The sequence below is a fragment of the Fibrobacter succinogenes genome, assembly GCF_902779965.1.
Taxonomy (GTDB): Bacteria; Fibrobacterota; Fibrobacteria; order Fibrobacterales; family Fibrobacteraceae; genus Fibrobacter; species Fibrobacter succinogenes_F.
Genome location: NZ_CACZDK010000013.1, coordinates 1 through 22,184 on the forward strand (window position 1 = coordinate 1; position 22,184 = coordinate 22,184).

The 22,184-nt window shown below is 45.4% G+C and carries 20 protein-coding genes; 17 read left to right on the plus strand and 3 right to left on the minus strand.

Annotation, left to right across the window (positions count from 1 at the left end):
• The first annotated feature begins 399 nt into the window (after positions 1 to 399).
• The 8 genes from HUF13_RS07770 (at position 400) to HUF13_RS07805 (ending at position 8,517) form a co-directional block, all read left to right on the plus strand.
• The gene (locus HUF13_RS07770; RefSeq protein WP_173474598.1) at positions 400 to 1,242 is read left to right on the plus strand and encodes a hypothetical protein; all 843 of its coding nucleotides are present in this window, start codon (positions 400 to 402) and stop codon (positions 1,240 to 1,242) included.
• 19 nt (positions 1,243 to 1,261) lie between these two features.
• A complete protein-coding gene (locus tag HUF13_RS07775; protein ID WP_173474599.1) occupies positions 1,262 to 3,118 on the plus strand; it encodes a glycoside hydrolase in 1,857 nt (618 codons plus the stop codon).
• Between the two features lie 3 nt (positions 3,119 to 3,121).
• Positions 3,122 to 3,808 carry a hypothetical protein gene (locus HUF13_RS07780; protein ID WP_173474600.1) on the plus strand — a complete coding sequence of 229 codons (687 nt, stop codon included), beginning with the start codon at positions 3,122 to 3,124 and terminating at the stop codon, positions 3,806 to 3,808.
• Positions 3,798 to 4,484, plus strand: a complete 687-nt coding sequence (locus HUF13_RS07785) for a lytic transglycosylase domain-containing protein (protein ID WP_173474601.1) — start codon at positions 3,798 to 3,800, stop codon at positions 4,482 to 4,484. Before HUF13_RS07780 ends, HUF13_RS07785 begins: the two co-directional genes overlap by 11 nt.
• A gap of 272 nt (positions 4,485 to 4,756) precedes the next feature.
• A complete protein-coding gene (locus tag HUF13_RS07790; RefSeq protein WP_304038957.1) occupies positions 4,757 to 6,106 on the plus strand; it encodes a TolC family protein in 1,350 nt (449 codons plus the stop codon).
• An 18-nt stretch (positions 6,107 to 6,124) separates the two neighbouring features.
• Positions 6,125 to 6,703, plus strand: a complete 579-nt coding sequence (locus tag HUF13_RS07795; RefSeq protein WP_173474602.1) for a phospholipid-binding protein MlaC — start codon at positions 6,125 to 6,127, stop codon at positions 6,701 to 6,703.
• Positions 6,704 to 7,813 (plus strand): hypothetical protein, encoded by a 1,110-nt coding sequence (locus tag HUF13_RS07800; protein WP_304038959.1) that lies wholly within the window; start codon positions 6,704 to 6,706, stop codon positions 7,811 to 7,813.
• Positions 7,813 to 8,517, plus strand: coding sequence for a pseudouridine synthase (locus HUF13_RS07805; protein ID WP_173474603.1), 705 nt, complete (start codon positions 7,813 to 7,815; stop codon positions 8,515 to 8,517). The genes HUF13_RS07800 and HUF13_RS07805 overlap by 1 nt, the downstream gene beginning before the upstream one ends.
• Before the next feature lie 231 nt (positions 8,518 to 8,748).
• Here the strand turns inward: HUF13_RS07805 and HUF13_RS07810 are convergent, their stop codons facing one another.
• Positions 8,749 to 9,123 carry an HU family DNA-binding protein gene (locus HUF13_RS07810; protein WP_173474604.1) on the minus strand — a complete coding sequence of 125 codons (375 nt, stop codon included), beginning with the start codon at positions 9,121 to 9,123 and terminating at the stop codon, positions 8,749 to 8,751.
• Between the two features lie 105 nt (positions 9,124 to 9,228).
• On the opposite strand from HUF13_RS07810, the gene HUF13_RS07815 reads away from it, so the two are divergent.
• The 6 genes from HUF13_RS07815 to HUF13_RS07840 all read left to right on the plus strand — a co-directional run bounded on the left by HUF13_RS07815 (position 9,229) and on the right by HUF13_RS07840 (position 16,532).
• Positions 9,229 to 10,365 (plus strand): tRNA-dihydrouridine synthase, encoded by a 1,137-nt coding sequence (locus HUF13_RS07815; protein WP_173474605.1) that lies wholly within the window; start codon positions 9,229 to 9,231, stop codon positions 10,363 to 10,365.
• A 366-nt stretch (positions 10,366 to 10,731) separates the two neighbouring features.
• Positions 10,732 to 11,559 carry a TIGR02147 family protein gene (locus HUF13_RS07820; protein ID WP_173474606.1) on the plus strand — a complete coding sequence of 276 codons (828 nt, stop codon included), beginning with the start codon at positions 10,732 to 10,734 and terminating at the stop codon, positions 11,557 to 11,559.
• Between the two features lie 11 nt (positions 11,560 to 11,570).
• The gene (locus tag HUF13_RS07825) at positions 11,571 to 12,554 is read left to right on the plus strand and encodes a hypothetical protein (RefSeq protein ID WP_304038961.1); all 984 of its coding nucleotides are present in this window, start codon (positions 11,571 to 11,573) and stop codon (positions 12,552 to 12,554) included.
• A 196-nt stretch (positions 12,555 to 12,750) separates the two neighbouring features.
• Entirely contained in the window at positions 12,751 to 13,599 is an 849-nt protein-coding gene (locus HUF13_RS07830) for a hypothetical protein (protein WP_173474607.1), read from the plus strand.
• A gap of 244 nt (positions 13,600 to 13,843) precedes the next feature.
• Positions 13,844 to 15,136 carry an aminotransferase class I/II-fold pyridoxal phosphate-dependent enzyme gene (locus HUF13_RS07835; protein ID WP_173474608.1) on the plus strand — a complete coding sequence of 431 codons (1,293 nt, stop codon included), beginning with the start codon at positions 13,844 to 13,846 and terminating at the stop codon, positions 15,134 to 15,136.
• Between the two features lie 106 nt (positions 15,137 to 15,242).
• Positions 15,243 to 16,532 (plus strand): citrate synthase, encoded by a 1,290-nt coding sequence (locus tag HUF13_RS07840; RefSeq protein ID WP_173474609.1) that lies wholly within the window; start codon positions 15,243 to 15,245, stop codon positions 16,530 to 16,532.
• Positions 16,533 to 16,632: 100 nt separating this feature from the next.
• On the opposite strand, the gene HUF13_RS07845 is transcribed toward HUF13_RS07840, so the two are convergent.
• A complete protein-coding gene (locus HUF13_RS07845) occupies positions 16,633 to 17,211 on the minus strand; it encodes a hypothetical protein (RefSeq protein ID WP_173474610.1) in 579 nt (192 codons plus the stop codon).
• A 314-nt stretch (positions 17,212 to 17,525) separates the two neighbouring features.
• Here HUF13_RS07845 and HUF13_RS07850 point away from each other — a divergent pair, with 314 nt between their 5' ends.
• From HUF13_RS07850 to HUF13_RS07860, 3 genes are all read left to right on the plus strand, one after another.
• Positions 17,526 to 17,984 (plus strand): hypothetical protein, encoded by a 459-nt coding sequence (locus HUF13_RS07850; RefSeq protein ID WP_173474611.1) that lies wholly within the window; start codon positions 17,526 to 17,528, stop codon positions 17,982 to 17,984.
• Positions 17,972 to 18,532, plus strand: a complete 561-nt coding sequence (locus tag HUF13_RS07855; protein ID WP_173474612.1) for a hypothetical protein — start codon at positions 17,972 to 17,974, stop codon at positions 18,530 to 18,532. The genes HUF13_RS07850 and HUF13_RS07855 overlap by 13 nt, the downstream gene beginning before the upstream one ends.
• 340 nt (positions 18,533 to 18,872) lie before the next feature.
• Positions 18,873 to 19,187: a hypothetical protein gene (locus HUF13_RS07860; RefSeq protein ID WP_173474613.1), complete on the plus strand. Its 315-nt coding sequence runs from the start codon at positions 18,873 to 18,875 to the stop codon at positions 19,185 to 19,187.
• A 595-nt stretch (positions 19,188 to 19,782) separates the two neighbouring features.
• Here the strand turns inward: HUF13_RS07860 and HUF13_RS07865 are convergent.
• Positions 19,783 to 22,173, minus strand: a complete 2,391-nt coding sequence (locus tag HUF13_RS07865) for an HD domain-containing phosphohydrolase (protein WP_173474614.1) — start codon at positions 22,171 to 22,173, stop codon at positions 19,783 to 19,785.
• Positions 22,174 to 22,184 lie beyond the last annotated feature (11 nt).

Here is a 22,184-nt window from a genome sequence, read left to right on the forward strand (position 1 = left end):
GCTTGAACGAAGAGAAAGCCAGCGTCATTAAGGCGCTGGCAGTAACAGCCCCTTCTAGGGGCAAAGCAAGCCACCCCTCTTAGGGGTGGCTTGTGACTTATACCGCTCGGCTCTATTGCAGGACGGGACTCCGTCTTCGCCTCGCTCTCGCGGCCACGGCGTGTTAGTACACGCCGCTTGTCGCTCACGCCCCGCTTGCCGAAACACGGTGAGCGGGGCTTTTTTTTATTGTCACCCCGGACTTGTTCCGGGGCCATCCTGCACGGATCCCCTTGCATACACGGTTCCAGTCGCAATTTTGTATATTCCGTACAAATGTCTAAAATCTCCGCATACATCCTGTTACTCTCCCTTTTCCTCCTTGCGGCCTGCGACAGCGCGAAAAAGGAGTTCGAGACATTGAAAGATGGTGAAATACTCCTCGATGTCAATACAGAAGAGTACTCGCTGAATGGAACTGCTATCGGAATAACGTTCATCGATATTTCTGCTGATGATGATTTCTATAACAAGCCAATTCGAACAGAATTGTGTGACGCAAAAGCAAGGTATCAGAAGTATGTTAGAAGGAATGGTTTGCCTTTATATGATTTAGCCAAGTTACATGTTGATGATAACCTTTCTTATGGGGATTTCTATAAATCACTCATTTCAATGGAACTTTGCGGATATTCGGAGCTCAACATTGCGGTTGGGTCAAATTATAAGGACATTTTTTATTTAAGTATTCCTTCAGTTGATTATATGTGGTGCGACTTTGTTATTCGAGAAATGAAAGAGGTAAGATATAAGTGTTTGCGTTACTGCCAAAAGTTATCGTTTGATGAAATTCTGAAAATGGGCATTAAGGATAGAGAGTGCGTTCAAAATTATGAGGGGCTTGATTTGGTTTTGTCGTTTTATAGTAAAGGTGATGGCATCGCTTATGTCGTCAGTTTGAATGAAGCCTATTTCAATAAGGGAAGCCGGTTTGATGGTTTTAACTTCTATACATTTAACAATGATGCTGATTTGTGGAGGTTTATTGAGAATGTCCGTTTGAGGGTGGAGCGCCAAACAGAAAAGAAATCTGAAATGAAACAGGATACGGTTCTAAGTTTACTTGTTGATTCTGTAAATGTTTCTAATAAAATAACGCTTGTTTTTGAAAAAGACGTGCTGATGAAAGATATTGCTCCCGTCATCAAAAAACTAAATACTTACGGGTATAGATTAGCGTTTTCGATAGTTGATAGCAATTAAAATTGCTATTCTTTGTCACATGAATCCTAGAATATCCTTTGTATTGCAGATGTCGCCTTCGACCTCGTATGAAAACCTTGAGGCGATTGCGCGTAACTTGCTCGAAGGATTGAATGTTCTTTTGGATTCTGAACAGGTGAAGTGCTCCATCTTTTTGGATGGGCCGATGATTGAGGCGCTTTACAATGTGGCAAAGCCTTTGATGTTCGGCAAAATTCAGAATGCGATTCGCAATGGGGTTATCGAATTTTTGGGCGGTGGCTATTACGATCCGATGCTCCCGCTATTCCCTGAAGATTTGCAAACGATGCAGCTAGAATTGCATCGCAATTACCTGAAAAAAGTGCTAAGTGTTGAACCGCAGGGGTATTTCAATTCCTCGCTGGTTTGGGAGCCGGGCATGGCCGATGTTCTGGAACGTTCGCGTTTTGATTTTGCGCTGGTGACGGAATCGGCGGTGCAAGATGCGCTTGGCCGCTCGACGCCTGTTTCGGGATGGTTCACGCTTGAAGATCGCGGTGCTCTTATCCGCATTGTTCCGGTGTCTGAGGTGCTTTCGAAAGCGATTGCCGAAGACAATCTTGCATGGCGCAGCATTGCTGAATCGTATTGTCGCGATGGCAAGTCGGCGGTGGCACTTTTGGATATTCCATCTGATCCGAACGAAATTATTGATTTCTTTGGCCGCATTGTCGATTTTGTCGAGGCTAATGAGGTTCAGACTAGAACTGTTGGTTTTGCTGTCGATCAGCTTGAAACTTGCGGTACAATCAGTTTCCTCGTTTCGGCGGGGCGCAAGCTGGGGCTCCCTTCGACGGCGCGCACGTGTCGCGAACTTTTAATCCGTCGCCCCGAAATTAATTTGCACCATAAGTCATTCCTGAATTTGTACAGGAGAGGGCGCAGTTTGCTTTCGGGCAAGAAGTGGCTTGAGTTCTGTCATTCCCTTTTGCCTGCAATGGCTCCGCTTTATTTTAGGGATATGTTCAATCGCTCGGGCATGCGCTCCATGATGGTCCGCAAGCGCTCGAATCGAATGCTGCTAGCCTCTTCTCAGCTGTTGGACGATCTTACTGGCTTTTCTGGACTTCGCGTAGATGTATGCGACTTTTTGCTTCGTGGCAAAAAAATTCTTTTTTGCGAAAATCCAGAATCCTCTTATTTGCTGGATTCCCGCTTTGGCGGTGCGCTCCGTGCCTTGAATTACAAGGCCGGAAAAATCAATTTAGTGAATACGTGGCGTGACGATGGCGAACCCTCCTTTGCTTTTTTGGATTGCCTCCTCCCGAACGTAGACTTTACGCCGGTCAAGCTAGAACAGATGCTTTACGATCGCAAACATTTGCTCGCAGACCCTTATGATTACCGTATTCTCCGCTCGGACTCGGGTACGGAGATTATGCTGGACGAAGAACAAGGTTTTGCAAACGAAGAACGCAAGGCTTTGTTCAGGATCAAGAAGGTCTTTACTTTCCAAGGTGATGCGGCCAAGTTTACGGTTTCGTATGCGATAGACAATCTTGCGTACGTGAACACGAAGGGGTATTTCGGGACCATCCTCGAACTTGGACTTTTGTCGCGTGGCGATGTCAACAAGGTCTGGATTGACGGAAAGAATGTCAAGTGGAATATGGTCGAACCGCTTTTGTATCCTGATGGCAAGTCTCTTGAAATTCGTGACGAAAAGGATGGTTGCGTTTTCCGTATGGCATTTGACCGACCGACATCGATTTTTGTGGGCTCCATCTTTGGCGCTACATCGTCGGCAGCTCCGCAGGCGTTCCAAGGCATTCGCGTGTTCCCGTTCTGGAATGCGCCGTTTAACGTGCTCGATCGCAAGGCCTTTAAAATTTCAGTGTCGGTGACCAAGAGGTAATGAATGCGAGCCGACTTGATTGACATCCAGGTTGAAGACCGCGGCGAAGAAGTTGAAATCTCGCTATATGGTATTCTCGGTGAATACCAGTTGTCGGCTGTTCGCGAAAAACTGGAAATGCTCGTTCGCGGGCCGGGTGTATTTTTCTTTGTGAATCTCCAGAATGCTCGTTTTACGACAGATGCTTATCGCAGTCTGTTCCTCGAAATTCTGAACATGGTGAAGCAACAGAAAGCATCGCTCATCTTGATTTTCGACAGCGAAGAATTGCAAACCTATTTTGAGCGTTACCGCAACATCTTTGAAATTTATAGGAGCCGCGAGGAGTATCGCAAGTCGGGCCTTTCTAAACAGGCTCACTTGGTCGGCCTCCATTACGAAAAGAGGTCCATCAGTCTTTCGCCTGGCTTTGCCGTTTCGGTGGCTCTGTTCCTGATTGGCTGGGCTGTTACGTTATTTGTTATTATCGTTGGGCAAGGGCGTGAAATCTCGGATAAGCAAGCGCAAATTACAGTTCTAGAAAGCCAGAAAGCACGATACATCCGCGAAATTGATCGCCTGGAATCTGCAATTGGTCCGATGCGCAAGCTCGGCGTGGTTCAGGATACAACTCTGCTAAGTTCCTTTGGTGTCATCCAGGATTGGGTTTCTTATCTAGAATACTTGGAGAAGAATCGGCGTGAAAAGTAGCGTACGACTTTCTTCGATGGCGGTAAGCGTTTTATTCGTTATCGGGTTTGCCGTCTTGTTCACTTTTGCGAGCGAATGGTATTCTAACCGGCTTAAGCTTGAAAATTTGGCTTACCGGGAACGCATTCTTCACAATGACCTTGAACATTTGGAAGTGGTGGGCAAGTGGACGCTGGACTATGTGAAAATCGAAAAGGCGCTCACGTATATGCTTGGCGACCGTCTCCCTGAGGTGAGCTTTCGCATTTTGGCCGAAAACCTTTGGCAGATTTCTCAATCGTACTCGCTGGACCCGTTGATTATCCTTGCCGTGGTGGCGCAGGAAAGTCGCGGCAATCCGCTTGCTCGTGGGCGTTTCCAGACTGGAAAATTTTCGGGGGCACTTGGGTTAATGCAGATAAAGTTAGAAACTGCAAAATCTATGGGAAGCCGCTTTGGGCTTGTTATCGAGACGGAAGAGGACTTGATGCGCCCTGAAGTCAACGTGGTCGTGGGTTCGGCTTATTTGATTCGCCTTATCGGAAAATATGGCCATTTGAGAGAAGCTCTGGTGGCTTATAATTTGGGGCATTCCGCTGTCGATAAACTCTTGGAAAAAAACGCTCCACTCCCGACCGTTTATTACGAGGGCGTTGTGGCAAAATATAAGGATTTGGTGGCGCATTGTTCGTTTTGAAAAATAGTGGTTAGGATTTGTCATTCTCCGTAGGAGAATCCATTATGTCTAAAATCATAGATGGACGCCTATGCTGTTTGTGAATGCAACTCAAGAAATAATGGTTCCTCGCGTACGCGAGGATGACCAATTAAAAACCTCACCACTGTTTACTATTTACTCAGCACTTCCTACTGTCTACTGTCTACTTCCTACTATTTACAAGCCACTTTCTAATGACTATGGACCACTGACTAAAATCTTTTTTCTAAATTCTAGTCGTGATTAGGAAGTTGATTTTTATTCTTGCTATGACGGGGATTGCCTTGGCGGGTGAAGTCCGTTATGATTGTTTGCGCTTTGTAGAACAGGGCCTTGCTAATGATCCGCAGATGGCCGAAACGAAACATGCTCTGGAAGGCAAAAATGACAAGATTCGTTCTTTGACGGCCGAAGTTATTTTGCCGACTTTCAATGTGTCTATGATGGTGGGGCCCGCTCCCGGTTTGAAGGAAACGATTGATCAGTGGGGCGATACTGTAGACACGTATGATTTTTCTCGAATGGGACCATTTTGGGCGGTCGAGGCCAAGTTTATCCAACCTTTGAATTTGGGACAGTACCGGAGCGGAAAGAAAGCTTTGGAAGCTGATTTACAGCAGAAATCCTTCGAAATTGAAAATTCAACCCACAAAAAAGAGGTTGAACTCCAGTCGTATTATTACAATTATCTCCTGGCGCTTGAAATGAAACGTCTTGCCGCGGACGCCAAAAAGCAAGTGGATAAGGCTTATGACCAGCTCGAAGAAGCTTTGGACGAAGATGAACCGACTGTTTCGCAGAACGATCTTTTGAACTTAAAAGCGAAAATGCACACCGTCAAGGAAGGCGTGATTGAAGCGGACCTTGGCATGAAGCGCGTGATGCTTGCAATTCGATTTGCTCTCTCTTTGCCGGAAGGCGATACTTTTGCAACCGAAGATACTGTGCTTACAATGCGATCGGAACCACTCCCGACCGAAGAACAGGTTCGCGATTTGACGATTAAGTATAATCCTGAATTGAAACAGCTAGAGGCCGGGCTCCGCGCTCGTAGGCTCCAGATGGATTTGGCCGAAGCGAAACTTGCCCCTGAATTCTTCATCATGGGTGAATTCCAGTATGTGAAAAGCTGGGCCGGAAATCGCAACGTGCTGCAGAAAAGTGCTTTTGCCCAGGATGCCGTCAACAAGATTTCTGGACTTGTCGGCGTGGGCTTGAGATACCGCTTGAATTTCTGGAAGAGTTGGGAGGAGTTCCGCAAGGCGAGAACGGATTATCGTGGTCTTCAGCTTAAAGAAAATTATGCCGCCGATGGTTTGGTGGCGAAGGCCGTGGAACAGTATTATCAAGTTGTTGCGGCCAAGGAAAAGCTCGATGCCTTGCGCGAAAGTTTGCGTGCTTCGGAGGCAATTTTGAAAGGTGCCGCTATGAAATATGACTTGGACAAATCCCAAACGAGCGACCTCGTATCGGCTTACACGCAGAATGTAACAATGAAAAAAGATTATTATTTCGCAGTTTGCCGATATAACGTCGAATTTGCCGGATTAATTGCAAAGATGGGTTTGTCTCTTCAAGAGTATAATTCGTATTTTAAATAAAAAATGAGGAGTATCAAGATGTTTAAGAAAATTATGATTGCTATTGCCTGCGCTTCGCTCTTGTCTTTTGCTGCCGAAGATCCTGTGTCTGTCGTCAAGAGCAAGGACGTTGAATTGCAGAATATCATCAAGAAGTCTAAACGCACTGCTAAGGAAACGGAACGCGTCAAGAACCTCTTGAACGATTCCTTTGATTTCGCCTTGCTTGCCAAGAAGTCTCTTGCTGCAAGTGATTGGAAGGCTCAGGACGCTGCTTCTCAGGAAAAGTTTGTGACTGAATTCCAGCGCATGGTCCGCAATTCCAGCGCCAACCGCTTGGAACTTTACCGCGCCGATTCCACGATTTACGAACCGGCAAAGATGAAGGGTTCGGACGATGCTCGCGTGATTGCCCACCTGTGGAACCAGGGCAAGGAATCGGTGCTCGAATACAAGATGACGCTTGTGAATGGCAAGTGGAAAGCTTGGGACTTGGTTATCGACGATCTTTCGACTGCTCGCAACTACAAGGAACAGTTTAGCAAGATCCTCAAGGATAAGAGCTTTGCTGAGCTGATCGATATCATCAGTAAGAAGGCCGACGAAGCCGAAAAGTAAATGGGCTTCTTTTCCTGGCTCCTTTGTTCTATTCTCGTTGTAGCGCTTGTGCTACTGCTTTTCCCGTTTTCTGTTCGAATTGAATTTGAAGCTGGGGAGCGCGGTGCGCAGGCGCTGTTCTTTTTTTTCAAGAAGAAAATTTACGAGTACGAAAAAAAGTGGGGGCTGGGGGGAGACGACAAATGCGTAGATCGAGAGTCGCGACCAAGCTCGCTTGGGCATGACCGAGCCCAAGGGGGTGGGGCTGAGCCCCATCCAGTGAAATCTAATGCTGGTAGCGAGAGTGCGCCGCTAACAGAAGCCGTCGCAAAAAAGCCCGCAGACTCTCCGAAGACGGAATGTTTGGAGATGAGAGACGAGAGACGAGAGACGAAAGACGAGAGAGAAGTCGGAAGTCGGAAGTCGGAAGTGGGAATTAGTGAAAGTGAAAAGCGAGAATCTCAACCCGCGTCATCCTCGACCGTCAGGGAGGGGATCCATAATGTCTCGGATTGCACTTGCGAAAAAGATCCAGTGAAGTCTAGTGATGACAGCGAAAATGCGCAACCTGCGAAAGTGAAGGCATCGTCTGTAGTTGAAGTCAAAGAATCCAAGCATCACGATGCAGAAAAGTCAGAGACGTCAGCCGACGATTCAAAAAAGAAGCCGAAGAAAGAAAAGCGCAAACTCTCGGACCGCGAATTTTGGACAATCCTCTTAACTCCAGACTTGGATGCTCGGGCTTTTAGATATGTAATGAAAATTCTTGGTGCTGTGTTTTCGCTGTTCCGCATTCGCTTTAAGGATTGCTTTGTCGAAGGCATCCAGACGGATTACCAGACTATGGGATACTTGGCTGCGACGAATGGAGTTTTAAAGGCTTTCCCGTATGTTGGCGATTGGGACTTGAGAATGGACTGGTGCCGTGAAAAGGAACTCCGTGCGGCGGGTGCTGTTCGATTGAGTGTCACTTTGCTTCGCGTTTTCTGCTTTGTGCTTGAAACGCTTGTGCTTGCTGGAATTTTGGCGTTCAGCTTTTGGCGCCGTCGTGCACGAGTGATTAAAACAAATGAACTCCCGGAATTGGGTTTTGTTCGCAAAAAGATTCTGAATATTATTTTGGAGGACTGATGGCTGTTTTGACTTTGGAACGTTTACTTGCCTCGATGGGCTTTGGTAGCCGCAAGGATGCTCGTGGCCTGGTTCGCATGGGACTTGTGGAACTAGATGGCAAGGTCCTTGATGATCCGTTTATGGAGTTCAAGGAACGTCCGGAGTTTATTACGGTAAACGGTGAAGAAGCTCCGACGGTGGAAAAGTTGTACGTGATGCTTTACAAGCCAACGGATGTAGAATGTAGCCATAATGCTCGTGACCATAAGCCTGTGTACGATCTTTTGCCGGAACGCTTTACGGCAATGGGCATCCAGTCCGTCGGGCGCTTGGACGCGGATTCTTCGGGACTATTGCTGCTCTCGAATCAGGGTGACTTTATTCATAAAGTAGAAAGCCCCAAAAAGGGGCTTTGGAAAAAGTATCGCGTTACGCTGGCGAGGCCGTTTACAGATGCGCAGAAGGCAGAGCTTTTGGCGGGCGTGATGCTCAAGGACGAACGACGTCCGGTGCTGGCTCGTGAAATCGAAGTGGACGGAGATGCTGTTGTCATTTCGATTGGCGAAGGACTGTACCATCAGGTTCGCCGTATGTTTGCTGCCGTCGGGAATCACGTGGAAACGCTTGAACGTGTCGCTATTGGACCGGTTGTTCTGGATCGCACGCTGGGTGAGGGCGGTTGGCGATTCCTCACCGAAGATGAAGTGGCTGCACTGTCGTAATAAAGGAGATGCCCCGTCAAACGTAAGGGGTGAAAAATAATGGATGGGGCAAGCCCCAACCTCTTTGACTCGGTCATAGCCATACAAGTATGGCTGCGACTCTCGCCATTTGAGGTTGTCCCTACGCTTCGCTTCGAGGATGACGGGGCATGACAAAGAAAAGCCGGCGTTTAAGCCGGCTCTTTCGTATCAGGCGTATGCGTTGCCTGAGCTGATAGGTTCAACGTTCGTTTAGATGGAATCGAAATCACTGTTGATTTGTGCGATTTCGTTTTCGGTTTCAAGTTCGGGTTGCACGGTGGCTTCGCCGAGAATGCCTTCGAGCGAATTGATCTTGTCCTTAATGTCGTTGCTGAACTTGAAGGTCGGGACCAAGCGTTCGTCGATGAGGACTGTTTCGCCTGTGCGGGGGTTACGTGCCGGTCGAGCCTTGCGGGGCTTGCAGGCGAACGTGCCAAAACCGCGAATTTCAATAGTATTGCCTTCGATAAGCTTCTCGCCAAGCAAATCGAGGAACTGTTCGACGACAATTTTAATATCATTGCGCACAAATCCGGTGGATTTAGCGATTTCTTGAATAAGGGATTGTTTAGTTATATTAGCCACGCACTAAATATAAGTTTATCATAGACTTAGAGTGATGGTTCGTGCGAAATTAAATATTTTTTTCGGGTTCACATTGCGGAATATTTGTGAATAGTTGTGACTTAAATGTTGAAGATTGATAATTTGCCTAAAAAGGTCCGTTTTAGTCTCCGGGATAAGGAGATTTTCCCCAATACTATCTTGAGTCCGATGGACGGTGTGACCGATGCGCCGTTCCGGCGTCTTTGCCGTGTGCTTTCGGGCGACCGCATGGGGCTCTTGGTTTCGGAGTTTGTTCCAACGGATGGCGATGCCGTGTTCAACCCGGATGGTCACAAGCAATTGAAGTTTTTCCCGGAAGAGCGACCGTTCGGTGTGCAAATTTTTGGACGTTTTCCCGACCGTATGGCGTATGCCGCTGGTCGAATTGCCGAGCGTTATCACCCGGAATTTATCGAAGTGAATGCGGGGTGTCCGGCGCCGAAGGTGGCGGGCAAGGGGAGCGGTTCTGGACTTTTGCGCGACTTGCCGCGTTTGCAAGAAATTTTACACGAAGTGAAGAAAACGTTGGATGCGAAGGCGCTAGAGATTCCGCTCACGCTCAAGTGCCGTATTGGCTGGGACGACGAAAGCATCAACGTGATGGAAACGCTCAAAATTGCCGAAGGCGAGGGCGTTGAAATGCTCACGGTTCATGGTCGCACTCGTTTGCAAGGTTATAACGGCCTCGCCAATTGGGACTGGATTGGCAAAGTTGCTGCTGCAGCGAAGATTCCTGTGATTGGAAATGGCGATGTGAATAGCGTCGAATGCGCTCGCGAACGCATCAATACTTACGGTGTTTCGGGCGTGAGCATTGGGCGTGGGGCGATGCATAATCCCTGGATTTTCGGGCAGATTGCAGATGCCTGGGAAGGTCGCGAAAAGCATGTGATTACCGCTGAAGAAGCGCTTGACGTGTTCCCGCTTTATTACAAGTTTAAGATTGAGGACGGGGCGACCGAGATGAATGCGATGGGCCGCATGAAACAACTCGCCGCGCGTTTATGTAAGGGATTTGTAGCTCCTTCGGATGACAGTGTCGCGATGTCGGTGCGGCAGGCTTTATTGACGTGCCAATCGGCTGCTGAAATGCTCGATTGCGTTGAAAAGCTCAAGGACGGGATTGCCCGCGAAATGGTCTTTGAACCGGAACGCCTCGTGAACCTCAACGGCGCCAAAGAAACCGAACTCAAATTCGGTGACCAATTCAAAGGCCGTTGATATTATCAATAAATGCGTGAAAAAATAACTGTATAAGAAATTATAGTTAATCGTTGAGAGAATAAAGCGTCGGCCAAGGATGGGGAGGGTGCAGGGAGGGGCCCGTGCGGCCTTCGCAGTAGCGTGCAAAACGAGTGTTGCGACGGGCTGCTTGCAGACCGGCATAACCGAGTGAAGCCGCTGACGCCTAGGCGTCAAAAGCATCAAAGCTCTCTGAGCTGGGGCCCCGCCCGCAAGACGTACTTTAATGATTAAAAAATTGATGAAGTGCTGATTCATTCAGCATAAAAACAAGTACTCAAAAAAAATCTCAAAATTTTATGATTACCTCTTGACTTTGAGTCAAAATTTGAGTACATTTGGAATATGGAAAAAGCAATCGACATATTTCAGTTTACACACTTTCGCAAGTACTTGGATGAGTATCAGGCGGCACGCGTGCTGACTGATCCTGAATTCACCAGGGCGGGGGCCTGCGCTTTGCTTGGTCTCCCGAAGACTCGCAGCTATTACAACGATATCGTCAAAGGAAAAAAGCTTTCTAGCCGAATGATTCCGAAGTTTGTAGAAGTTCTTGGACTCAACAAGAAAGAAGCCAAGTACTTTGAAACGATGGTGAATTTTGACCAGGCAAAAACAACAACGGAACGCGATGCATTTTTTGATGAACTCATCAAACTGCACCCGGATCCGCAACACATCTTGAATGAAGATGCCTACGAGTATTACAATCACTGGTATAATAGCGTATTGTTTACGGCGTTGGATGTGATGGATGTTTCGGATGACCTTGAACCGATTCAAAAACGCATTTTTCCGAAGGTCTCTGTGGGAACTTTGAAGCGTTCGTTGGAGTTACTTGCACGCATCGGATTTGTGCGCAAGAACGAAGACGGTTTCTGGAAAAGTTCGCGTGAATCGGTGAGCAGCGGAGCCTATAACAATAGTGACTTGGTTCGCCAATACCAATTGCAGTGCTTTGAACTTTCGAAGCAGGCGTTGCTTGCAAATGACGATAATCCATCGGACATGGGAACGTTCACGTTCAGCGTTTCGGACGACGCCTATAGAGAGATTGCCTTGGAAATTCAGAACTTGAAAGCCAAGGTGCGTAGGATTATTACGCAAGATAAAAAGGAAGCGACTGGAGTGCACCAGTTGAATATTCACTTGTTCACAAATTTGAAAAAATAAATCGAGGAAAAATGATTATGATTATCAATAAAATTACAAAGTTAGGCATTGCCGTGGCTATGCTTGGTCTTGGTATCCTTGCCGCTTGCAGTGATAATAATGTGGCTTCATCATATAGCGAATCGAGTTCGGGAAAGCCTGTTGAACAAAAGGGACTCCTTGCTGAATTGGATACTTCGTTAGTTCACAAGAAAATCTCTGGGGAAAATATTTGTGTTGATTCTGTTGATGATGAATTGTACGAAGGCCCAATGCTTTTAAGGAAAAACAATCCCGAGGATAGTGTAATAGCTTGGGGTAGGGTTATGTGCCGTCCACATAAAGATATTTACCTGTTTATGGATGCTAGGGCTCAAGTGGTTGATGCTAAAGGGAATCCCATGGCGTTTGCGAAGGTTTATGAAGGAGTCTGCGATTATGATGATCCCAAGTGCCAATATACCACAGACAAGGATGGTTATTTCTTCATGGACAGCGTCAATTATTTGACGTATTGGGAAAACGATTTTGCTAAAGAGGCTAAATATGCTTATATAGAGGATTTTCGAAATCTTCAATTGCGTGCGCTTTCTGCAGATTCAAGCCTTGGGGCCAATGTTTATTCCAGTTTTTTAAATGCCAGTGTTGTGGCTATTGATGGAAAACTTGTTGCCGAATTGGAAAAAATTGTTGTTGAAACTGTATATTCGGCCAAGGTATATTTGGATTCCCTTTATATAGCGTATGATGAAAATACATCGGAACGTGATAGGGAAAATTTTGATAATTGGAACAAAGGTATAAAGGAAGATCTTAAAAATGGAGAAAAAGTTTGCATAGAAAAGAAAGGTGAAAATGATGAATCTTCTCCGTCGTCGTTCTATCCATGTCAAAGGGTAACGGATGAAGATTATAAGAATGGGTATATGACAATATATGGATTGCCAGAAGGAACTTACAATATTTTAATAGGAGGAACGTATTATGAATTCTCTCCGCTGGAAGTAAAGCCGTAAATCGAACTTAATGCATTGAAAAATGAAAATTTTCAGTGTCTCAAATTTGAAAAAACGAGGTTAAATGATTATGATTAAAAATAAAATTTCAAAGATGTACATTGCTTTGTCGGTGCTGGGTTTCGGAATCCTTGCCGCTTGTAGTGAAAATGATGTTGCTTCGTCGTTCAGCGAAACGTAAACGGGCAAGCCTGTTGTGCAACTGGGGCGTCTTGCCGAATTGGATACGTCCATCGTTTACCAACGAATTGATGTTGTGGATCCGTGTTCTGAAAAGGCTGTGGTTTTAGACGTTGATGAGCCTAATGTGTTGGCCAAGGCGTCTCCTATAGTTGATTTTGGCGATGTACCTTCCCCTGCGTGTGGTCGAAAAGAAACTATTCGCTTGTATATAAATACGAGAGTGCAAGTGGTTGATCCGCAGGGAAAACCGCTAGCAGGTGCTAAGGTTTACGAAGGCGGTTCCGCTTGTGATGATGGCGAATGTTTATACACCACGGACAAGGATGGCTATATCTATATAGATAGCGTAGCTTATCTTTGGTATTTGCAAGGAAGTGAGCCGCGCTTCAGTTCTCTCCAGTTGCGGGTGCTTTCGGCGGATTCAAACTTTGGTGTCAATGTTTATTCTAGTTTTGCGAACGCTTCCGCCATGACAATTGATGGTGTGCCGTTTGCTGAATTGGAAAAGATTGTTTTGGAACCCGTATATTCTGGTAAATTAAGCTTGAATCCGCCTTTCAAGATTTTGAAATTTTATGAATATATGAGTAAAAGAATGAAATGGGATGAACGCCTGGAAAAGGATATTGAAGAAAAGGCTGAATTGATGGTTTGCGTGTATTCGGAAGATTTTATGGATGGAGAGCGTTCCGATGTTCCGGATTATTATGTGCCTTGCCAAAGGGTGACCGAAGAAGACTATGAAAATGGGTACATGGTTATTTATGGCTTGCCTGAAGGGAAATATTATTTCGGCATATCTGAACCTGGTGCATCTGAAGGCTTTGGCGTGTATGAAGGCTTTGAAGTCGTAAAACCCTAGATAAAAATGTATTAGAGGAGGAATGATTTCAGCGGCTGATTTTGGTCGCTGAAATTTTCATTTTTTGTAATACTTGTGAGAAGATGTGGCTTGCTCGGTGGTGGGCGTGGCAAATTGCGAAAAAAAATGTTTTAATTGAAATGCGATTGTTTATAAATCGCTTTTTTGCACTTCATTCTATCTTGCGATTGGTCCGCAATTTTTCTAAATTGCCCCGCGGAAATTTCAAAACAGGACATTGAGAATGAACTACAATCCTCTCGCTCAAGCTTTGAATGCAGAACTTTCCGCAAATGGTTGCTGCGTTCTTGACATGCTCTCTGAACAGGGCAAGGCCATTTTCTTCCCGCGCAAGGGTATTCTTGGCCAGGGTGCCGAAGCTAAGGGCTCCGACATCAATGCGACAATCGGTACAGCTCTCGAAGACGATGGTTCTCCGCTCGTTTTGGACTGCGTTCTCAAGTCCCTCAATCTTCCGAAGACTTCTTTCCTCTATGCTCCGAGCTTCGGTAACCCGGACCTCCGCAAGGAATGGAAGGCTCAGGTTATCAAGAAGAACCCGACACTTGCTTCCAAGAACTTCAGCAACCCGGTCGTGACCTGCGCTTTGACGCACGCCATCAGCTGCGCTGGCTACTTGTTCCTCGATGCTGGCGACGAAGTGATTATCCCGGACCTCTACTGGGACAACTACGAACTCGTGTTCGAAAACGCTCGTGGCGCAAAGATCAAGACGTTCAACACTTTCAAGAACGGTGGTTTTGATACGGAAGCCTTGAAGGCCGCCCTCGCCGAAAGCAAGTCTAGCAAGAAAGTCGTTCTCCTCAACTTCCCGAACAACCCGACAGGCTACACCGCAACAGAAGTGGAAGCTGTCGAAATCGCAAAGATCCTCACGGAATGTGCCGCTGCCGGCAACAAGGTCGTGGCTCTCCTCGACGATGCTTACTTTGGACTCGTCTATGAAGAAGGCGTGACGAAGGAATCCCTCTTTGTGAAACTCGTGGATGCACACGAAAATCTCCTCGCCGTGAAGCTCGATGGCCCGACCAAGGAAGACTACGTTTGGGGCTTCCGCGTGGGCTTTATGAGCTTTGGTTTCAAGGGTGCTACCGAAGCCCAGCTCAAGGCTCTCGAAGACAAGGCTGCCGGTACGGTCCGTGGAAACATCTCTAACGGTCCGTCCATTAGCCAGAAGATTTTGCTCGCCGCTTACCAGAGCGCCGAATACGCCCAGCAGAAGGCTGAAAAGTACGCCACCTTGAAGAAGCGTTACGACATCATCAAGGAAGTCTTGGCTGCTCACCCGGAATACAAGGAAGCCTTTGACCCGATGCCGTGTAATAGCGGTTACTTTATGTGCATCAAGCCGAAGGGCGTTGACGCCGAAGAACTCCGCCAGAAGCTCATCAAGGATTACAGCACCGGCACTATTATGCTCTCGGGCCTTATCCGCATTGCATTCAGCGCCGTTCCGACCGAAAAACTCGGCAAGCTCTTTGAAAATATCTATAATTGCATCATGAAGATGAAGTAAACAGTGGTTAGTAAACAGTGGTTAGTAAACAGGAATGTAAAAAGAACATTTTTATTGCAAGCCTAACCACCAACCACTAACCACCAACCACTCATTTGGAGATTCCATGTCCAATAACGCGACCTTAAACTACAACGGAAAAAGCTACGAACTCCCCGTCGTTGATGGCACTGAAGGCGAGCACGGTCTCGATATCAGCGCACTCCGCAAGAGTTCAGGCCTTGTCACGCTGGATTACGGTTACTTGAACACCGGTAGCACCAAAAGCTCAATCACGTTCGTTGATGGCGAACATGGTGTGCTGCGTTACCGAGGATACTCCATTGAAGACCTTGCAGAAAAGGCGACTTTCCCGGAAACCGCTTGGCTCCTGATTTACGGAGAACTCCCGAATCAGGAACAGTTGAGCCATTTCCGCACGCTTTTGACGGAAAACGCTCTTCTGCACGAAAACTTGCTGCACTTTTTCCGCGAAATGCCGCCGGGAGCTCACCCGATGGGTATTCTCTCGTCCGTGGTGAACGCCGTTGGCCTTTTCACGCCGCGTTTTTACGACGACGAAAACATCGCAAGTGCATTCGAACTCACGACCGCTGGCCTCATTTCGAAGATCCGCACGATTGCCGCGTTTGCCTACAAGGCTAGCATCGGTGAACCGTTCGTGTACCCGGAAGCGGAACGCAGCTACTGCAGCAACTTCCTGAACATGATGTTCAGCAGTAAGGCTCGCCCGTACCATCCGGATCCGATCATGGAAAAGGCGCTCAACACGCTTTTGATTGTCCATGCGGACCACGAACAGAACTGCTCCACTTCGACCGTTCGCATGGTGGGTAGCTCTCAGGCTAACCTTTACGCTAGCATTTGCGCCGGCATTTGCGCCTTGTGGGGCCCGCTCCATGGCGGTGCTAACCAGGCTGTGCTCGAAACGCTCCTGCGCATCCAGCAGAGCGGCATGACGATTGAACAGGTGATGGATAAGGCCAAGGACAAGAACGATCCGTTCCGTCTCTCCGGCTTTGGTCATCGTGTTTACAAGAGCTACGACCCGCGCGCCAAGGTGCTGAAAAAGCTCATGTACCAGGTGTTCGAACGCGAACACGTTCACGACCCGCTTTTGGATGTGGCAATCAAGCTCGAAGAAGCCGCCCTCAAGGACGATTACTTCATTGCACGTAAGCTCTATCCGAATGTGGACTTCTACTCTGGCATTCTCTACCGCGCCATGGGCATCCCGACGAACATGCTCACCGTGATGTTTGCGATTGGACGCTTGCCGGGCTGGATTGCCCACTGGAAGGAAATGCACGACGATCCGCAGAGCAAGATTAACCGTCCGCGTCAGATTTACATCGGCAAGAACGAACGCCCGTGGATTGATAGGGACAAACGATAAGCTTTTTGCCGCGGGCATGAACTGCGAAATTGAAAACTGCGGTGGTACTAGACAAATTAAAAATCTCTCGGAAATGCTCCGGGAGATTTTTTTCAATGGCTTAAAAGACGGGCTTTGTATCAATGTTTTGGAAAGCTTGATTTTTGTTATATTCTTTGATGGCGTCATCCAATAAATAGGCACCCCACAGTCCAAGGCCATATATATTCACAGGAACAGTCAAAATACCGACCCCTCCAATATACTTTCCTGCATTCATTCCGTTTGCGTCCATAATTATACCTCCCAAAAATGCCGCCAAAGAAGTCAATAAAAGAACTCTTTGAAAATTATAGAATCTTTTGGCACTTGCATAATACTTGTTAGGCATGTTTCGATCTTTTATATCTTTTTCTAAAATGTCTAGCACTCCCTTTGGCCCTAGAGAATAACGTTCATTTTCGTAATCCTTTTTCCCTAAGCAATAATCTATAGTGAGACCTTCTCCCCAACTGTATATGATTTTTGAAGAATCGACATACGCTTTTTTCTCGTATTTCTTTTTTGCTATGCTGTCGCTTGGGGGATAGCTTGCTTCAATTTTATCTAATTCTTTATCTGTTGAAGCCTTGTTGAATTTGTTGTTGATTGTGAATGTAGTTGAATTAAAATGGTGCTCATTGCTAAAATATTTGGGCATCAGTTGTGCGAAAAGTAAGCACGGAAATAGAACGAGAATAATTAGGAATTTCATGAAAGAAATGTAGGAAAATATGGTGATTATATTGTCGTTAATCCAGAAGGAATTCTTGTTAATGATTCTAATGACTGAAGGTATGTGTTAGAACAGGTGAAAGCTTCAGGTATTTCAAAAAGTGTTATTTTGCGGTAGTTGGAACGTCGGAGAACGTTATATCTCTACGGAAAATGTTAATTTTGTTTCTAGATTGTATTTAGTCCTTTGTAAGGAAAATGTGATACTTTCGAGAATACTTATAAAATAAAAGATAATATATGAAGTACTTCTTTTTTAAAATTTATTCGCTAATCATGTTGTTGCTCATGTTTGTTGGATGCCCGTATGTGGACCACGGAACAAGCTATGCAACCAATCATATCGTTACATCTTTTGATGAAATTAAGGGCTGTTATTATCGAGAAAATATTTTTGCGGAAAATAATTATAGATGTACAGAAGTTTGCATGGATTCTTCAAAAGCTTTTATCCATGAGAGATGCTTTATTTTAGATGAAAATGGAGGCTTAGGACAGATGAGGAAAGATACTTCTTTCGAAGTTGATGTCTATTTAGAACATCTTGAAAAAGATGGTACTATAAGCTATGCATTACGGATTAAAGGTGTAGGTGATTACAATTATTATGAAAGGGAAGATTCTCGAGAACTTGAAGTGTATAGTGGTGATGAAAAAAGTGTTTACTCAACGAAGGGGAAAAACAAATGCGAGTATTAATTCTTTGTCTTTTCCTTATTGTGTCTTATGCAAATGCTTTTTTTGCTTATGGAAATTTGGGTGATAGCAGGTTGCAAAGTAATCATCATGTTTATCGACCAGCTGGTATCGTGAACTATACTCTTGGTATTGGTTTTCATGATGAACCTGAAAATATCGTAGATTACAAGATGTCCTTTGGCGTAACGCGATTGGGATATTCATATAACGATGGCGATGAAAGTGTTTCGCTTTATATGCTTGATTTTAATTTATTGTCTTGGTCTGTATCATACGAAAAATTTTATTTTGAAATATTTGCCGGTTTTTCATTTCGATTTGCGGGAACAAATTTTTCGGACTATATGCGTGAAAACGACGGATTTGTTGAACGGTATTCTCCTAAGTATGGGTACCGATTGGGTTATTATATAAAGGATAACTTACTTGTCGCAATGACTGCTAATTACAACTATGTGTTGTGGCGGTATGAAAGCCGGATTTATAATAGCAACAATATGTTGCTTGTTGGCGGTATCGGAATCTCGGTCCAATATAACATTTTTTAAAAGATAGGAAAATCAAATGAAAAAATAATAATTAGTATTTTACTCCTTTGTTCAGTATCTTTTGCACTTTCATTAGATGACGTTAAAAGAGGTCTGAAAAGCAATTCCATTAACGAAGACTCTTTGAAAATGAAATTTAAAACGACAATTTCATCTCCATTGATGGGAACACAGACAATGGAATCGTACAATGTACGCAAAGGACCCGATAAAATTTACTTTGAAATGAAAGGGAAGTTGATTAATCAGCGTATGATAGTTTCAGGTAAAAAAATGAAGGTTATTGATTTAAAGACTAATGCCGAAAGGATTATGAATACGAATCCTGAAATGCTAAAAAATGCAGTCGCCTGTTTCTAATCCAATGGAAAATGGAAATTGGAAAAATCCTGTATTGGTATCCGGGAATGTTTATCGTATAGATGGTGATTCTGCTACTGTTTATTATGATGCTGCTCAAAAACACCTTGTCAAGATGGAACAAAATAATGATAAGACCAATACTTTAATAACATTTGAATATAATCCATCAACAAAACAGATGTCTGCAATGAGAATGTCCATTATGATAGAATCAAAAGAGACAAAGATTGATATGGAATTTTCTAAATATCAAAGCTCGAAGAATTTCCCAGACAGATTTTTTGATTTTTAGTGTTTTAGGGATAAATCGAACGTGTAAACTGCAACTGTAATAGACAAATAAAAAAATCTCTCGGAATTGCTTCGGGAGATTTTTTTTAGATCCATATTGACATTGTACATGGTTTGCAATGCAGCGATGTCGTTGAGTGCTGTGTCTAGTAGTAGTGCTCTTGACTTTAATGTTTCAAAGGACTATATTTGGTACTGAATTTAGTTCTTGATTCTAGGCGTGATTTAGAAGATGCTGTTTGGAATCGTATGATGTATCCGTTTATGTAAACGCTTGTTGTTTTGCTTCATAAACCGGGTGTTGCAGAAACCTCTGCGGCTCGGTCATAGTCATGTAAGCATGACTGCGACGCTCGCCTTGCTTGGTTTGCGGGCTGGCGTTTGAAGCCCGCTCAGTGGCGGGCATGACATGTTTAGAGCCAAGGCTGAAGCGAGGGGGACGCTTCCCCCATTTTATATCGAGACTTGACTGGATCCTTCGTCGCCAGCTCCTCAGGATGACGCTTTCCTTTTACTACCAACAGTCTACTGTTTACTAACCACTAGATTTGACTGGATCCTATCGGTCGCGATGCTCCCTCCAGGATGACGGATCGCTACTGACTAATCACTTTCTGATGGCCTGTTCGCATATGCAATAGCGAATCGACCATTTCGTTCCAATGTTCTAGAACGACTTTGCCAATGGCGGGATCGTACATTTTGCCTAGATTCTTTTCTATTTCTTCGCGGCAGTAATCTAGCGACATGGCGTCACGGTAAACGCGCTTGCTGGTCATGGCATCGATTGAGTCCGCGATGGCAATCACTCGGGCGCCTATCGGAATGTCTTCGCCTTTGAGGTGTTCCGGGTAGCCACGGCCGTCGTAGCGTTCATGATGATGCAATACAATCTGCACCATTTCGTGCGTGTAGTTGGACTGCATTAGAATCTTTGCACCAATGACCGGGTGCTGCTTGATGATTTCGAATTCTTCGTCTGTGAGTTTTCCCGGTTTTGTAAGTACGTTGTCTCGAATGCCTATCTTGCCGATATCATGCAAGTGCGCTGCATGTGTAATCAACGATATTGAACTTTCCGAAAGGCCCAGAAAACGGGCGATTAGTTCCGAGTATTCTCTTACACGTTCGGAATGGTGTGCGGTGTAGGAATCTTTTGCTTCTTCGACTGAAATCAGGCAAGAAATCAAATCCTTGAGATTTTTGTTTTCGCTGTTTTCAATTGTTTTGTGATAGCGCACCTTGTCGCGATACATGTTCAAGTCGGCTTCCATTTTCCAGTCGCTAATGGATTTGCGGATTCCTGTATCGCTATACAGGCGGCTTTCGCCCACTGCAATCGACAAATGGTACAATGCGGTCTTGTTGTATTCTTCAACGCTGTCTCTCAATTGTGTTTGCTGTAGGAATAATGTATCTTGCGGAGCGCGTGTCACAACGACAAATTCATCGCCGCCGATTCTAAAGCAATTTCCGTTGCTTCCGTATGCGTTCTTGATGGCTTTTGCTGCCGCGATGATTAGCTCGTCGCCTGCTTGATGGCCAAAGGTGTCGTTTGCATATTTAAGGCCGTTCACGTCCATCAAGTACATGGTCCAAGTGCTTGCTTCGGAATCTTCTTGATTGATTGTGTTTAGAAGGGCGTCGAAGGCAAGTCTGTTTTCAAGGCCTGTCAAGCTGTCTGTGGTAGCGACGTCTTGCAGGTGTTCGTTCATTACGCGTAACTTACTGTTAATTTGTTCCAACTCAAATGAGGTTTCGCGAATGAATGTTGCCATGCGGGCGGCAAGCGGTAAACGTGTAGATTTTACTTTGGGCTCAACTTCGTTTTTGACTTGCTCGCGTTTGACGACGGGGCCTTCGCGCATCGATGCGATGACGAGCGTAATGTTGTGTTGGTTCAAATGGCCTTTTTCACGCAGGAATTCGCCGTGCGAGAAAAATCCTGTATTGGGTGCGATTTTTTTCAGTGGAGCAATTTCGTATGTCGGTTCGTGTTGCGACCAGAAGGCTTTACGTGCCGCACAAGAGAATATATGCAAAACTTCAGGAGCGAACATTTCGCTGTTTTCACTTTCGGTCTTGATGCTATCGACGATCAACTGTGGTTCGCCATACGACAGGCGAACGATGGAGCCTTCATCGATGTCCGAAGACATTGTGAGCGATCCGTCCGGGTTGCTTGCGCCTGCGGCTCGCACAATCGAAATTCCGTTATGTTCGTAGAGCATCGGAAATTCAAGCGCATTATAGAAAAAGTTTTTGTCGTTCTTGATATTCAAGTATTTGTTATAAACTTCGTAGGCTGGGATGCTGCCCAATTCATAAAGGATGTTGCCTTCGGAACGGGTGACGTGGAAATTACGGCCGATGGGTTTCCAGCCGCTAATCTTGCGTGATTCTACATAGAATTCTCTACCGCCATAGAAAACCACCAAAAGTCCGGTCTTGGTATAGCCGCCTACTGACGAAAATACGCAGGATTCCGGGCTTGTAATGTCAGGGGAGCAGACTATGCCGCCAAAGACTTGAATGTCTGGAGCTAAGGCATCGAGCCCTTCGCAAAGGTGTGTTGTTGAGAACGATGAAATGCAGTGATAGATTTCAATAGCTTTTACCCAATGATTCCGATTGGCTTCTTGCTCAATTTCGCAGGCGATATCGCTGATGGATTTTTTGGAAAAGTCATATTGATAAATCTCGAATTTACTCGTTGGCTTTTCGAATATGATGGCGGATACTGAAATTTCGCTAGCTTTGTCGCAGTTGGCTATGTTTCCGCTTGTCGAGTTGCCGAACCACGGCACATCAGGAAAAATGTGTTCTAGAGTGTTCCAAACAGATTTAAGCTTTTCCGGATCTAGCTCTTCAGAATGGATTTGGAAACATATGGTAGGCGACCCGTTTTCTTTGCACCAGTCGCTAAACTGGACAAGTTCTTTTTCGAACGAGGCTGCATCATTAAAAGCAAAAATTCTGTTTTTCATTTAAATTTTCC

What these genes read in the sequence shown, in the direction of transcription:
- HUF13_RS07815 (WP_173474605.1), top strand. Translation starts at nt 9,229, where the DNA reads ATGTTGAAGATTGATAATTTGCCTAAAAAGGTCCGTTTTAGTCTCCGG.
- HUF13_RS07860 (WP_173474613.1), top strand. Translation starts at nt 18,873, where the DNA reads ATGCAGTCGCCTGTTTCTAATCCAATGGAAAATGGAAATTGGAAAAAT.
- HUF13_RS07780 (WP_173474600.1), top strand. Translation starts at nt 3,122, where the DNA reads ATGCGAGCCGACTTGATTGACATCCAGGTTGAAGACCGCGGCGAAGAA.
- HUF13_RS07865 (WP_173474614.1), bottom strand. Translation starts at nt 22,173, where the DNA reads ATGAAAAACAGAATTTTTGCTTTTAATGATGCAGCCTCGTTCGAAAAA.
- HUF13_RS07795 (WP_173474602.1), top strand. Translation starts at nt 6,125, where the DNA reads ATGTTTAAGAAAATTATGATTGCTATTGCCTGCGCTTCGCTCTTGTCT.
- HUF13_RS07805 (WP_173474603.1), top strand. Translation starts at nt 7,813, where the DNA reads ATGGCTGTTTTGACTTTGGAACGTTTACTTGCCTCGATGGGCTTTGGT.
- HUF13_RS07850 (WP_173474611.1), top strand. Translation starts at nt 17,526, where the DNA reads ATGAAGTACTTCTTTTTTAAAATTTATTCGCTAATCATGTTGTTGCTC.
- HUF13_RS07840 (WP_173474609.1), top strand. Translation starts at nt 15,243, where the DNA reads ATGTCCAATAACGCGACCTTAAACTACAACGGAAAAAGCTACGAACTC.
- HUF13_RS07855 (WP_173474612.1), top strand. Translation starts at nt 17,972, where the DNA reads ATGCGAGTATTAATTCTTTGTCTTTTCCTTATTGTGTCTTATGCAAAT.
- HUF13_RS07820 (WP_173474606.1), top strand. Translation starts at nt 10,732, where the DNA reads ATGGAAAAAGCAATCGACATATTTCAGTTTACACACTTTCGCAAGTAC.
- HUF13_RS07775 (WP_173474599.1), top strand. Translation starts at nt 1,262, where the DNA reads ATGAATCCTAGAATATCCTTTGTATTGCAGATGTCGCCTTCGACCTCG.
- HUF13_RS07845 (WP_173474610.1), bottom strand. Translation starts at nt 17,211, where the DNA reads ATGCCCAAATATTTTAGCAATGAGCACCATTTTAATTCAACTACATTC.
- HUF13_RS07825 (WP_304038961.1), top strand. Translation starts at nt 11,571, where the DNA reads ATGATTATGATTATCAATAAAATTACAAAGTTAGGCATTGCCGTGGCT.
- HUF13_RS07800 (WP_304038959.1), top strand. Translation starts at nt 6,704, where the DNA reads ATGGGCTTCTTTTCCTGGCTCCTTTGTTCTATTCTCGTTGTAGCGCTT.
- HUF13_RS07835 (WP_173474608.1), top strand. Translation starts at nt 13,844, where the DNA reads ATGAACTACAATCCTCTCGCTCAAGCTTTGAATGCAGAACTTTCCGCA.